This window comes from Methylobacterium sp. EM32 (genome assembly GCF_040593685.1).
Classification (GTDB): domain Bacteria; phylum Pseudomonadota; class Alphaproteobacteria; order Rhizobiales; family Beijerinckiaceae; genus Methylobacterium.
Map to the genome: position 1 here is coordinate 45523 of NZ_JBEXZS010000041.1, position 14150 is coordinate 59672.

Here is a 14150-nt window from a genome sequence, read left to right on the forward strand (position 1 = left end):
CCATGCCGATCAACGTGCTGATGCCCGCCCTCTCGCCGACCATGGAGAAGGGCAACCTCGCCAAGTGGCTCAAGAAGGAGGGCGACACCGTCAAGTCGGGCGACGTGCTCGCCGAGATCGAGACCGACAAGGCGACGATGGAGGTCGAGGCGGTCGACGAGGGCGTGCTCGCCAAGATCGTGGTGCCGGAGGGCACCGCCGACGTGCCGGTCAACGACCTCATCGCCCTCATCGCCGAGGAGGGCGAGGATCCGGGCAGCGTGCAGGCCGGCGGCGACGGGCCGAAGGCGGAGGCGCCCGCCAAGGGCGAGGCTCCCGCATCCGGCAAGCCCCAGGCGCCGGCCGGCAACGAGACGCCCGGCGGCGGTACGATGTCCTACGAGCGGATCGACACCGCGCCGGAAGGCGCGCGGCCGTCGACAGGTCCGTCCGCCGGCAAGCCGAACGGCGCGGCAGCGGCGGCCCCCGGCGGCCGCCTGTTCGCCTCGCCGCTGGCCCGCCGCATCGCCAAGCAGGAAGGCGTCGACCTCGCCGCTTTGCAGGGCTCGGGCCCGCACGGGCGGATCATCGAGCGCGATGTCCGCGCCGCCCTCGAGGGTGGGACGGCCAAGCCCGCGCCCCAGCCCGCCAAGGACGCCCCCGCCCCGGCGGCGAAGCCCGAGCCGGCGCAAGCCCGGACGCCCGCTGCGGCCGCCCCGCCCTCCGGTCTCTCGGCCAAGCAGGTGATGGGGATGTTCGAGCCGGGCTCCTACGAGGAGGTGCCCCTCGACGGCATGCGCAAGACCATCGCCAAGCGCCTGGTCGAGTCGAAGCAGACCGTCCCGCACTTCTACCTCTCCCTCGACGTCGAGCTCGACGCGCTGCTCTCCTTGCGCGAGCAGGTCAATGCCGGGGCGACGAAGGACAAGGACGGCAAGCCAGCCTTCAAGCTCTCGGTCAACGACTTCGTCATCAAGGCGCTGGCGCTCGCCCTGCAGCGGGTGCCGGCGGCGAATGCCGTCTGGGCCGAAGACCGCATCCTGCGCTTCCGCCACTCCGATGTCGGCGTCGCGGTGGCGATCGACGGCGGTCTGTTCACGCCGGTGATCCGCCGCGCGGAGCAGAAAACCCTCTCGACCATCTCGGCCGAGATGAAGGACCTCGCCGCCCGCGCCCGCACCAGGAAGCTCAAGCCCGAGGAGTACCAGGGCGGCACCACCGCGGTGTCGAATCTCGGCATGTTCGGCATCAAGTCGTTCGGCGCAGTCATCAACCCGCCCCACGGCACCATCCTGGCGGTCGGCGCCGGCGAGGCCCGGGTGGTGGCGAAGAACGGCGCCCCCGCGGTGGTGCAGGCGATGACGGTGACGCTGTCCTGCGACCACCGGGTGGTCGACGGGGCGCTGGGCGCCGAATTGCTCGCCGCCTTCAACGGGCTGATCGAGAGCCCGATGGGCATGCTGGTCTGAGGACCGCCGCCCCGTGTCACTCTCGGATCGACTGCCGGAGACCTGAATGTCCGACACCTACGACGTCCTCATCATCGGCGCCGGCCCCGGCGGTTACGTTGCGGCGATCCGGGCCGCGCAGCTCGGCTTCAAGACGGCGGTGGTGGACCGCGAGCATTTGGGGGGCATCTGCCTCAACTGGGGTTGCATCCCCACCAAGGCGCTGCTCCGCTCGGCCGAGATCTACCATTACATGCAGCACGCCAAGGATTACGGCCTGACGGCGGAGAATGTCGGGTTCGATACGGCCGCCATCGTCAAGCGCTCGCGCGGCGTGTCCGGCCGGCTCAACGGCGGCGTCGGCATGCTGCTGAAGAAGAACAAGGTCGACGTGATCTGGGGCGAGGCCGCGATCGAGGCAGCGCCGAACGGCAACGAGGCCGGCCGGGTCACGGTGCGGGAGACGACGCGCGCGGAAGCCCCGAAGGGCGCCAAGGGCGCGGGCACCTACGGGGCCAGGCACATCGTCGTGGCGACCGGCGCGCGCCCGCGGGCGATTCCCGGCATCGAGCCGGACAGACGCCAGATCTGGACCTACTACGAGGCCATGGTGCCGGACAAGATGCCGAAGAGCCTCCTGGTGATGGGCTCGGGCGCGATCGGCATCGAGTTCGCCTCGTTCTACCGCACCATGGGGGCCGAGGTGACGGTGGTGGAATTGCTGCCGCAGATCCTGCCGGTGGAGGATTCCGAGATCGCCGCCCATGCCCGCAAGCGCTTCGAGAAGCAGGGCATCAAGATCCTCACCGGCGCCAAGGTGACCAAGGTCGCGAAGGGCGGCGATACGGTGACCGCCACGGTCGAGACCGAGGGCGGCAAGGCGCAGGAGATCACGGCGGAGAGGATGATCTCCGCGGTCGGCGTCGTCGGCAACATCGAGGGTCTCGGGCTGGAGAAACTCGGCGTCGCGATCGAGCGCGGCATCGTCGCCACCGACGGGCTCGGGCGCACCAACGTGCCGGGGATCTACGCCATCGGCGACGTCGCCGGTCCGCCGATGCTGGCCCACAAGGCCGAGCACGAGGGCGTGATCTGCGTCGAGACGATCAAGGGCCTGCACACCCACCCGATGGACAAGGGCAAGATCCCGGGCTGCACCTACTGCCAGCCGCAGATCGCCTCGGTCGGCCTCACCGAGGCCAAGGCCAAGGAGCAGGGCTTCGACGTGCGGGTCGGCCGCTTCCCCTTCGCGGGCAACGGCAAGGCGATCGCGCTCGGCGAGCCCGACGGCCTGGTGAAGACGGTCTTCGACCGCAAGACCGGCCAACTGCTCGGCGCCCACATGGTCGGGGCCGAGGTGACGGAGCTGATCCAGGGCTACGTCGTGGCGATGAACCTCGAGACCACCGAGGAAGAGCTGATGCACACGGTCTTCCCGCACCCGACCCTCAGCGAGATGATGCACGAGAGCGTGCTCGATGCGTATGGGCGGGTGATCCACGCGTAGGACGGAAGGACGCGCGAAAACCCTCTTGGAACAGACTGTTAGTGGCCTGAAGCTACGCGCGGATTGGGCTGATGGTCAAGCCTCCAAGGGGGTCGATCTGACGCTGCGAGTGGGCGCAGTGTGCCAAAATTGTGCCAGCGAAGCCCCCTCCTTTAACGAGGTTGCAGTGGCACATGGGACCGCTCGGCATGGGTTTCGCGATGGCCATCCGCGCCCGCACATCGACGTTGCCAAGCAGGCCGCTGCAGAGCTTGAGAGCCTCGAACCCGCTCAAATGCGAGCTTCCAACGCCCCGCCGGACTGGTACCGGGTGAAGACGAACTGCCATACAGCATCTACCTTCCCCTCCCAGATGTCCTCGCTGTAGGGGTCTTCGGGAAGGTCGTTCAGGGTGAAGCGGATGGTGGACTGAACGGTCGCTCTGGGTCTCACCCTGAGCTGCCAGCCGGCAACGCGAAGGTGCTCCTGTAGCTTCTCCAGCAGGTCACGGGCGACCCGCTTAACCTCATCCTCCTGGGCCTTGGTCAGCTTCGGCTCAGGCTTCGTGAGGAGATCGAAGATGGCGAGTTCCTCCTCCGTGAGTCCCTCCCGAGCCCCACGACGCTCCTCCTCCTCCATCTCGGAGATCAGCTTCTTGAGCGCCTCGAAGAACGTCTCGCTGGCGAGCGTGCCGAGGTTGTAGTCGTTCACCAGCCGTTCGAGCTTCTCCACGAGGTGTACGCGCGTCGGATTGCGCTGCGCCATCTCCTGAGCCTTCTTCTCAGCGCTGTCTTTCAGTTGCTCCCCGGCGGTCTTGGGCTGGGTGGCGAACAGCTTGGCCAGCTTCTCGAAGTCGATGCTCGATAGGTCCACCCTGCCGGCAGCGTCGTCCCCCTGGATGATGGGGGCGGTGATCGCGACGCCCTCGATCTTCTCATCAAGGAGGGCCTCGATCTTGGTCGAGAGGGCGGAGAGGTCCACTGGACCGAGCTTGGCACGTACGGCCTCAGCAAGGACGTGTAGGGCCGCCACAGGCTTCAAGAAGGGGGTAGCACGCTCGTCAGGCAGAAGCGCCTTGTAGGCCCGCGTAGCGGCTCCAGAGCGGCGGAAGAATTGGCGTCGTTGCTCGTCAGGGGCGATGAGAGCCTCTACGCCCTTGCTGATGAGCGCCAGCCTCGCGAGCTTGTCGGCAGCGAGGATCGCGTCGATGTCCACCCCGAGGTTGGTGCAAAACTCCCGGGCTTCAGCGAGGGCCTGCGTCAGTTCGGTGACCAGTTGGTCCTTATCGCGGATCGGGGCCCCGCTCGCGTTCTTCGCAGCGTAGATGGCCAGCGCCTTCTGAAGGTTCTGGAACACACCCACGTAGTCTACGATGACACCCGCGCTCTTGCCCGGGGCTCGCCGATTGGCACGCGCGATGGTCTGCATCAGCGTGTGGTTCTTCATCGGCTTGTCGAGGTACACCGTGCTGCAGGTCGGCACGTCGAAGCCGGTGATCCACATGGCGCAGACGAACACCAATCGTAGGGGGTCGTCACCGTCTTTGAACTTGCTCTCCAGGTCCTCCTTCAGCATCCGCTCCCGGTGAGGGAGGATGTCCAACCCTTTCGCCTTGAGGTCGGCAATCTCGTTCTGGCCTTGGCTGACGACCACGGCCATGTCAGTCGACCGCATCCACTCAAGGCGCTGCTCAAGGGCCTCACGAGCTTCCTGAGGTGCCTTCGCGAGGCTGGCCTCTTCAAGGGCGATGAGCGCAGCCCACTCCGCCCTCACCTTGTCGTACATGCGAACCGCGGTGGCCTTGTCGATGGCCACGAACATCGCTTTCCCGAGGTAGCCTCGTGCAGAGAAGTGCCGCACGAGGTCCCTGGCGATTCCGTCCAGGCGGTCCTCACGGGTGATGAGGTGGTACTGCCGGCCGAACTCCCGCTGAAGCCGAGCCTCCTGCTCATCGTTGAGAGCAGCTTCGTCCAGCAGCTTGTCCAATTCGTCTTTCAGCTCCTCTGAATTGAGCTGCAGCTCGGGCTTTCGGGCCTCGTAGTAGAGGGGAACGGTTGCACCGTCAGCGATAGACTGGGCGAAGTTGTATACGGAGATGTAATCACCGAAAATTTCCCGGGTGCGCTCTTCCTGCCCAGCGATCAGCGGCGTTCCGGTGAAGCCGATGAAGGCAGCGTTCGGCAGAGCCCGGCGCATGTTCGCTGCGAGTTGGTCGTACTGGCTTCGATGAGCCTCGTCAGTGATTACGATGATGTCGCTGCGCTCTGACAGAACGGGCATAGGCTCGCCTCGCTCGGTCGAGAACTTGTGGATGAGCGTGAAGACGTACCGCTCCTGTCCGGTCAGCAAATCCCGCAGGTGGGCTCTAGTCTGGGCTTGGCACTCGTCCACGTTCTTGGTGAGCGCGCCCACGGAGGCGAAGTTGCCAGCGATCTGCTCGTCCAGCTCCTGCCGGTCAGTGACTACCACGAATGTCCAGTTTCCCCCGAGACGGCGAAGCACCTTCTCGGCGAACATGACCATGGACAGGCTCTTGCCGCTGCCTTGCGTGTGCCAGAAGACGCCAAGGCGGCCTCGGTTCTCCTCGATCTGCTGAACGGCCTCGATTGCGCGGTTGACCCCGAGAACCTGATGGTACTTCCCGAGCACCTTCCTTAGACCACTACGGGCATCATCGAAGAGGAGGAAGTTCTCGACCAGATCGAGGAAACGCGAGGGTTCGCACGTCGCTCGAAGGAGAGTCTCCAGTGCCACGCTTTCTGGTCCGTCCTCATCCAGCTTCTTCCAAGGGGCGAAGGCGTCGAAGGAGCCATGTGACGGGCCTATTAGGGCTTCGATGCCGTTCGACAGAACCGTGAAGCCGTTGAAGTCGAAGAGGCGTGGGATCGCATCTCGGTAGTCGCTCAGGTTCGCGTCGTAAGCCTCCTGAACAGGCTTGGTCGGCGCCTTCCACTCGCAGAGCAGCAGCGGGATGCCGTTCACGAAACCCACCGCATCGGGGCGGCGGGTGTATAGCTCACTGGCGAACCAAGGCTGTGAGGCTAGGAGGAAATCGTTAGCGGACGGGTCGACCCAGTCCACCACCCGCACTCGGTCGGGCTTCAGAGTGCCGTCAGGCTGACGCGACTGCACTTCTACACCGTCCCGTAGCAGCCGGTGGACCTCGCGGTTCGCGGCCACCGGCAGCATCGCAGAACGATCCTCTGTCAGACTCGCCTCGGCATCGAGCAGTGCCTCTTCAGGCAACGCCGGGTTCAGTCGACGGAGCGCAGTCCGGAGGCGGGCGGGTAGGATGGTCTCTCGGAAGGAGACGCGCCCGGTGACGTTCTTCTCCCCCGGCTCCTCCTGCATGAGGTTGTCATGCCGCCAGCCGAGGGACTGTAGCAGCTCGACAGCAGGCACTTCCACTACGACCTTCTCGCTGGCGATCGCGCTCGAGAGCGTGGGAGGAGTGCCGGCGGATGACATCAGGCTGCAGCCTCCAGCTCCCGCTCGGCGGCGGCAGCGGACAACTCACCGGAGATCAGTCGCGGCAGAAGGAGATCGCGGGAGCGGCGGAGTGCATCATTGGCACCGGCAATCGTGGCCCCGAGTTCGGCGAGCGGTTCCACTAAATCCGTGTATTGCTGCTGGAGAGAAAGCGGCGGGACCATCACCGGTACGCCTGACAGTGCTCCCGCACTAAGGTTCGGCATCGTAGCACCCTGCGCTCGCGCCTTGATGGCGGCGAAAGTGACTTGCAGGCCAAGCGCATCGAACAGGTAACGGGGCGTGACGACGGCGCGGTCAGGGCGTAGTCGCAGGCAGCCGGTCCCACAGAACCAGCCGTCTTCGCGCTTCGAAATGTAGGCGCGACGACCAATGTCACCGCGCCGTCCATACACAATGTCGCCTACGCTCATCCGATGGCGCCCGAGGTCATTAGCAAGTTGCTCGGGAATACGAGCGATGTCGTCCTCGACGACACGCAGCCCTATGATGTTCTTCGGCATCACAACGGGCACGCCTTCGTCGCTGTAGTCCGACTGGTGGAGCTGGCTACCGAAAGGACCAGTTTGCACACCGTTGTGCTTCTCGCAGGCAGCACGTAACTGCTGCCACGACCAGCCGACCGGACGTGGTCCTTCCGCTGCTAGCTCCAAGGAAAGCTCGTGGTGTCCCGGGAAGCGAAATTGAACGAACCACTCCTCAAACAGCCGCTGCGACATCTCCTCCAGCAACGCAATCCGGTGCCGGTTCACCTCAACGAGGTCGTCATAGGCGCCGAGGATAGCAGCGATGCGGCGCTGCGTCGGGAGTGGTGGGCAGCGTACTGGCACCTCATGAAGCACGTTACGATTAACACCCGGGACGGCTGCCGTCGAAGATGTTTCAGCAACTTTAACGGTCCGGAGAAGATAGCTGCAGTATCTAACGTCGTTATCTTTAAAGTCTTTGACGTATAGCGACGTGTTGAGCGGCCAGAAATCCTGCTGCACGAAATGAACTTCGCCGAGAGTGCCGTATCGGCCAATTATCACGCCCGGTCCGCGTACTTTTGCTTCCGAATGGAAGCCGGTGATACCGCTAGAGGAGACGACTGGCACCTGCCCGGGCGCGCGAAGAGCAGAAGGAAGGTCGAAGCCACGCTGTAACGTCAAAACATCCCCAAGGCGGCACTCCCGAAACTGGCTCATGCTTCGATCAGCTCCACTACATTTTGCGCGATCAGCGCTTGGAGTTGTGCGGCCTCAGCGTTCAGCTCCTCTAACTCTTCCTGCAGCGCCTCCAGTTTCACTCGGAACTCGTCATCTTCCTGCTTCTGTCCTGGAGCCACACCAACATAGCGACCTGGATTAAGGCTCCAGTCCTGTGCAGCGATTTCCTTCCTCGTTGCAGCACGACAGAGCCCCGGCACGTCCCGGTAGTTCATGTCGGGGAAAGCCTCGGAGAGACGCGGGAAGCTGCCTTGCATCGCTTCCGCATCCTCACCCCGCCAGAGCCTAACAATGTTAGCGAGGAACTCGACTTGGTCTGGATCAAAGACCCGGTTCGCCCTAGTCACTTGCCGGTATAGATGCCGTGCATCAACGAACAGCACCTGATCGCCACGCGGGCTCTTCGCCTTTCCCTTGTCAAGGAACCAGAGGGTCACCGGCAGGGTCACCGTGAAGAACATGTTCGGACCTACGGAGACGATGCAGTCTACTGCGCCAGTCTCAATCAGCTTCCGCCGCAACTCACGCTCGCTACCGCTGGCGTCCGAGGCGCTGTTGGCCATTACGAAGCCGGCTCGGCCGGTTGGCTTTAAGGCTGCGTAGAACAGGCTGATCCAGAGATAGTTGGCGTTGTTGACGGAGGGCAGCCCAAGCGGGAATCTGGCGTCCACTTTCCCAGCTTCATTCACCAGCTTCGCCCGATCCACCTCCGGCTGATTGAAGGGTGGATTGGCCATGACGAAGTCAAACCGGCCGATCAGCTTGTGTGGATCGTCGTAGTAGCTGTTAGACTCACGCAGATCGCCGGACAATCCGTGCACTGCTAGGTTGAGCCTGCACAGACGCAGCGTGTCCGACATCTTCTCCACGCCGTGGACGCTGATCTCGCTCTCGGGCGCGCGATGATGACGGCGAACAAATTCCGCCGAGTGGACGAACATGCCACCTGATCCGCACGCCGGGTCGAAGATGGTGCCGTGGTAAGGTTCGATCACTTCCACGATGAGCTTAACGATTGAGGCTGGCGTGAAGTACTCTCCTCCTTTCTGCATGAAGGACGAGGCGAACTGTCCCATGAAGTACTCAAAGACCAGACCGTAGGCGTCACCTTCGATTTTCAGAGGAGCGAGCAGGCGGAGAAGTTCTTGGAGTACGCTGCTCGGCAGCCCGCTGTAACCTTGTGGAAGGGCGCCAGCGAGGTCGGGGTTATGGTCGCCTACGGCCTTCATGGCCGCGTTCAGCGCCGCTCCGAGGTCAGCCGTACCCGGCAGGGAGAGCAACTTCGAGAACCGGGCGTTCTCCGGCAGGTACACCGCACCGCGCGCTTGGTAGTCCGCAGGCGTCGCCTTGAGCCGCCCCTTGAACTGCGGAGCCAGTTCGGCGTGCACCTTGTCGAACTTCGCCTCCATCTGGCGAAGGGCGATCAGCGCCAGGACCGGCTGTGCGTACTGATCCGGCCGCAAGGAGCTGTTGGTCCAGAGCTGATCAGCGGTTGCGAACAGGCGTCGCGATAGGTCCTGCAGGTCGGTCGCCACGGCTCCCCCGAGAGGCGTTGTTTCTCTTCGAGGGGACCATAGCGTGACCGCGAGCGCCATCGCCAGTGTGCCGGCGCATCGTTGAGCGGTTGTAGGCGGTTGCTACGCAGCCAGAACGAGGTCCGCGGGCTGGCACACCACCGCCCGGACGAACTTGCTCGGGTTTCCCCGTCCGCCACCGCGAACGAAGGACCACCCACCCTGCGCCATGACTGCCTGGACCAGGTCGTGACCCAGGATGCGGGCAGTGTGCTTCTGGAGGCTGACCCCCGTCTCAGCTTGCAACTCCAGACTGGTGATGCAGTTCTGCTCGCTGGTGGCCAACAGCATCGCCACAGCCTTCGCACCACCTTTCGCCAGCTCTGACTTCTTTACCTCTTCGCTCCTAGTGAACGTAGCCCTGGGGAAGAGGCGCTCCTTGTGCAGGAGGAAGCGGGAGAACTCAGAGGTCACGAACAGCTTCTGCCGCCCGCAGACCCCTTCGCTCGTTATGTTCCGGGCGTTGCCTCGCATCGCGAGTTGCTTCTCCCATCTGAGCAAGTGGCCATGTTGGAGGCTCAGGAACACGGCGTCCCTGCTGTTAGGGTTCTCCATGCAAGGCAGCCGAGAGCAGTCGCTTGCTCGCTCGTCCAAGAGCCCAAGAGCAGTCGCTGCGGTGGCCCGCCTGGGTATGTGGAACTCCCCGAACAGGAACACGCTCCTCGCGTCCTTCCAGCGGTTCGACCCGATCCCAGTACCCCAGTTGATGAAGGCGACCTTACGGCCTTCCAGATCGTAGGCGTCCTCCCCGAGGCTCGTTCTCCCGCCGGGCAGGTAGCCGTGATCCAGCATGGCCCTATGGGTGACCACTAGCACCTTCTCTTCAGGCTCTGTGTTCTCGCGAATGGCCTCGATGATCCACTGTGCGTAAGGCTCCGCTCGCTGGCACGTCTTCACGATCTGCGAGACCCGCTCACGCGGGCCGATCACGTCGTCAGGTGGCACGAGGTGGGAGACGGTCAGGTTCTCGAACGAGAGCCGAGGGGCTGGCATCAGCTGCCGCTTCGAAGGAATGAGCTGCGCCACACCGTCGATGTCACTGGTGGCGTCCAGCAGCACAGTTCCGGGGCGGATCGGCATGTCGGGCTTGTACCCGACGAAACGACCACCTCGGGTCGCTCGGTCGTAGCGGCTCATGAAGGCGTACCCGTTCGCGAGTGCCTGAGCGAAGCCGATGACGCTCGCCACCTTCAGGTCGGGCGCATCTCGACCCCCATGCTCCTCCCGGAGCTGATCAGCCTCGGGTGAGGCGAACCACACGAGGTCCGAGTGTTGGAGCGGTCGGTAGTTCCTCGATCCGGTGCGCTCCTGCGTCCAGACGCCATCGAGGTACCCGTGCAACGCCATGCACGCCTGTACCGCTCCTGAGCCGCTACCGCTCTCCTGTGCCCACTCCCTCACCTTCACCACATCCCCTGCGTCGATGTCGAAGATGGCGACCTCCGCTGGCTTTTCATCAACGAGGGTGAGCGTCCGATCCTCACCCTGGTACTTCTGAGCCAAGGCGCCACGAGGTCCCTTGTAGAAGGCGTGAGTGGCAACGATGATCCGATGACAAGGAAGATCGGTGCTTCTGAAGCGGGCTGTCGGAGTGAACTGATAAGTTCGTTCAATGGCCTCCAGCGGCTTGGCGAGATCATGGGCGCTGGTCCAGATGGCCAGATCATCACGACCCACCAGCTTCCATAGCTCCCTGTACGTGTCCTCACACTGGTGGATGGTCTCGCACAGGAACACCGCTGATGAGCCCGGGACAGCCTTGATGAGAGCAGCGACCAACGCCCAGGCGTAGGAGGACTTTCCGGAACCCGTGGGTGCAGAGACCACCCGGTACTGCTCCAACTGCTGGTCTCGGTCATCGCACGCAGCGAGGCCGGCATCGAGGATGGACTGAGCCACGGAGCGGCTGAAGGTGGATAGTGGTCGCCCACGTTCATGGGCTTGCTTCTCAACGATGCCCCAGAAGGTGGGCACGAGGTTGCTGGTGTCGTTCATGAGGGTCCTGATCGTGATGGACCAACCGCATAAAACCCCCCACGACACGGAATTACTTTTGCGTGCCGGGGGGTTTTTCGGGCTGTGGTTGGAGGTAAGGGGTCTGAGGTGGCTGAGAGTTGCCGCCGAGATAGGCGGAAAGCGAAGAATACCGATACGCCCCGTCTCGGGCGCTCGCGCCTTCTCCCTAGTGGTGGCACTAATCGGGAGTGCCGTTCTGTCCCGCCCACTTCCTGGTAGTCCGAGGAAATCGGTCACGAGCTGCACGGCACGTCTCAACGCGGTAGGCGCAACCTGCCCACCTTCTTCCCAGTGTGCGGAGCAATCGGGAGGTCGGTCGGAGAAGACACCCTCCGTCCAGCGCCTCGGATAACCAGTGGGGTCGACACGCCAGCCAGTCCGACTACCGTATCGGCATGAGCCACATGGACAACATCGCCCGCTTGCGCATTGAGCTGGACGACACCACGCCAGTCGTCTGGCGCATCGTAGAGGTGCCGCTGACGATAAGCCTGAGCGGGCTACACGAGGTGGTCCAGGCGGCGATGCCGTTCGAGAACCACCACCTCTTCGAGTTCCGTGTCGGTGGACGGCGATACGCTCTACCCGATCCTGATTTCCCTAATCCGGAGGTCCGCAGTCCCAAGGTCGCGAAGCTCCGCACTGTTCTGGAGGGTGATGTCCGCCAGTTCTCCTACGTCTACGATTTTGGGGACAACTGGCAGCATACCATCACGGTCGAGGCTCTCAGTCCCGCGGACCCTGCCTTGGACTATCCGCGGTTCGTTGATGGTGGCAGGCGTGCTCCCCCGGAGGACGTTGGCGGCACGATGGGGTTCGAGGAGTTCCTGGACGTGCTCTCCAAGCCCCGGCCTCGCGAGCGCAAGGCGATGCTCGACTGGTGCGGTGGGTCGTTCGATCCTGAGACCATGCCGAACGAGATCATCGTGGAGCGGATGGAGAAGCTGGCACGGCGTAGGCGCACCGGGAAGGCTGCGCGCACCAAGAGCCCGGGGCTGGGGCAGTAACCCTCACGCTCCCGACCAACGGCTGTCAGGCAGCCCTCTTGGCGATCTTGGCGATGGTCGCCCGGCTGCAACCGGTGGCGGCCTGTATCTGGGACCAGGACAGCCCCTTGCCGAGCATGGCGGCGATGCTGGCGTTGCGCTCCATGTCCTCAGGGCGGCCCTTGTAGCGGCCCTCGGCCTTCGCCTTCAGCTGACCCTCAGCCTGCCGTCTACGGCGATCCTCGTAGTCCTTACGGGCCACAGCAGCGAGCACGTCCAGCATCATGCCGTTGACGGCCTCAAACATCCGGGCGGTGAAGGCGTCCGTGTTGGTGGTCGCCATCATCCAGGACGTGGGAAGGTCCAGGGCGACGACACGCACACGGCGGCTGGTCAACTCGCCCTTCAGGCGCTCCCAGTCGTCAGCCGTGAGGCGCGATAGGCGGTCCACCTGTTCAACCAGGAGCACGTCACCAGGACGGGCGTCCTTCAGCAGGCGGAACAGCTCAGGACGGGTGAGCTTCGATCCGCTCTCGTTCTCCACGTACCAGCTCGCGATGTGCAGCCCACGCTCTGCCACGAAGGCTTCGAGCTGCGCTCTGGCACGTTCAGCATCCTGCTCTGAGGTGGAGGCACGAAGGTAGGCACGGACGAACATAGCGGACCCCATCGGTCTGGTTTGGATGGTTCACATCATGATGGTCTCATTTGAATGGTCAAGGCACTTTAATGAACCAGTCCGATGGACGGTGCAGTAAGGGTGTACCCGAATTGAACCGGTCCTCGGCCGCAGCCATGAGCCTACAATGGGCTGGTCGGGTCACGAGGGAGGTCGGGCTTGGGCTGATGGCATGGGTGATCCCAAGCCGATCATTCGCCCCCTATCGACCAGCCCGATCGAGGGCCGGCATGGGGAAACTCCGCGTCGCGGTTTTGATCGATACGGTCTCGAAAATCTGCCACCCACATTCCGGCCTTCCCAGGGTGGCTCGCCGTCTCAGACCAAGAAGGAGAACCCTGACAGGGTGGAGGAAGAGCACCGGCTCTTCTCCTGCCTCACTACCGAGGCCAATGGAGTAGTTAGTTCAGTTCACCTGAAGGTGATGCCGGTGCTGCTCACCAAGCCGGAACGATTGGGCAATGTAGCTAAAGGCACCGACACCGGACGCCCTGAAGCTCCAGCGCCCACTGCCTGACGAGATGATGCGAGAGGTGGCGGGAGGGGAGCGAGGAGACAGAGAGGCGTAGGCCGTCCTCACCCACCTTGACCGAACCAACCTGCTCGTGGCGTGTTCACTGTTCGTTCCAGTCGATTCGGACGGAGGCAGCACGATGCAGGCGAGACACACCGGAGCCTTTTACGGTCCGTCCTCTCCCGGCAGCGCCTCCACCTGCCCCATCGAGGCCATCGCAACGGACTACCTATCGCAAACCTCCGGGGACCCCGAGCTTGCCCTGCGGTGCGCGATCACGGATGCCCTAGCCGATCTCATGGAAGCCGAACGCCGGACCAGGGAGCGCAGCCGGCTCATCTCCCGCGGATACGTTCGTGGGCGCTTGGACGACAACGGCGATGCGCTTTGACGATCCGCCGCGGTCCCGGCCCAGCAGTCTCGCGAGCTACCCGTTCGTGGTGGTGCGGGTGGCCTGTGCCCAATGCCCGGACCGACAGGGGATTTACCGGCTTGCGAGGTTGGCCGCGAAGTACGGCCCGGAGACCCCGCTTGACGAGGTGCTGAACAGGGTCGCGATGGACTGCCCATGGCGAGACCCACCGCGTGGGAGGATCAAGAGTCAATACGTACCCAAGTGCAAGGCCCGGTTCGTGGACCTGGAGCGGCCCGGGAAACCACCGGACTTGCCTCCCGGGTTGATGAAGTTGCGTGTGGTGCAGGGCGGGAAGTGATGCGCCCCCGCCACGCTGGATGCAAGAGCCGCGCTTGATAAACTGCCATAAACTCGAT

General features: G+C 63.8%; 9 protein-coding genes. 4 read left to right on the forward strand and 5 right to left on the reverse strand.

The genetic code is table 11. The features are described 5' to 3' along the window. The first annotated feature begins 2 nt into the window (after positions 1-2). Entirely contained in the window at positions 3-1448 is a 1446-nt protein-coding gene (locus ABZT49_RS06460; protein WP_355284528.1) for a pyruvate dehydrogenase complex dihydrolipoamide acetyltransferase, read from the forward strand. A gap of 46 nt (positions 1449-1494) precedes the next feature. Next, entirely contained in the window at positions 1495-2934 is a 1440-nt protein-coding gene (lpdA, locus tag ABZT49_RS06465) for a dihydrolipoyl dehydrogenase (protein WP_355284531.1), read from the forward strand. Between the two features lie 270 nt (positions 2935-3204). Here lpdA and ABZT49_RS06470 read toward each other — a convergent pair whose 3' ends face one another. From ABZT49_RS06470 to ABZT49_RS06485, 4 genes are all read right to left on the reverse strand, one after another. Further along, positions 3205-6381, reverse strand: a complete 3177-nt coding sequence (locus tag ABZT49_RS06470; RefSeq protein WP_355284534.1) for a type I restriction endonuclease subunit R — start codon at positions 6379-6381, stop codon at positions 3205-3207. Beyond that, entirely contained in the window at positions 6381-7589 is a 1209-nt protein-coding gene (locus tag ABZT49_RS06475) for a restriction endonuclease subunit S (RefSeq protein WP_355284537.1), read from the reverse strand. Before ABZT49_RS06475 ends, ABZT49_RS06470 begins: the two co-directional genes overlap by 1 nt. Further along, positions 7586-9145: a class I SAM-dependent DNA methyltransferase gene (locus ABZT49_RS06480; protein ID WP_355284539.1), complete on the reverse strand. Its 1560-nt coding sequence runs from the start codon at positions 9143-9145 to the stop codon at positions 7586-7588. The genes ABZT49_RS06475 and ABZT49_RS06480 overlap by 4 nt, the downstream gene beginning before the upstream one ends. A gap of 102 nt (positions 9146-9247) precedes the next feature. Beyond that, positions 9248-11179 carry a hypothetical protein gene (locus ABZT49_RS06485; protein ID WP_355284542.1) on the reverse strand — a complete coding sequence of 644 codons (1932 nt, stop codon included), beginning with the start codon at positions 11177-11179 and terminating at the stop codon, positions 9248-9250. Between the two features lie 425 nt (positions 11180-11604). On the opposite strand from ABZT49_RS06485, the gene ABZT49_RS06490 reads away from it, so the two are divergent. Beyond that, on the forward strand, positions 11605-12207 hold the full coding sequence (locus ABZT49_RS06490; RefSeq protein ID WP_355284545.1) for a plasmid pRiA4b ORF-3 family protein: 603 nt from the start codon (positions 11605-11607) through the stop codon (positions 12205-12207). A gap of 25 nt (positions 12208-12232) precedes the next feature. Here the strand turns inward: ABZT49_RS06490 and ABZT49_RS06495 are convergent, their stop codons facing one another. Then, entirely contained in the window at positions 12233-12844 is a 612-nt protein-coding gene (locus ABZT49_RS06495) for a recombinase family protein (protein ID WP_355284548.1), read from the reverse strand. Between the two features lie 674 nt (positions 12845-13518). Between ABZT49_RS06495 and ABZT49_RS06505 the strand changes: the two genes are divergently transcribed. Further along, complete coding sequence (locus ABZT49_RS06505) at positions 13519-13770, forward strand: hypothetical protein (protein WP_355284551.1); 252 nt, start codon at positions 13519-13521, stop codon at positions 13768-13770. Positions 13771-14150 lie beyond the last annotated feature (380 nt).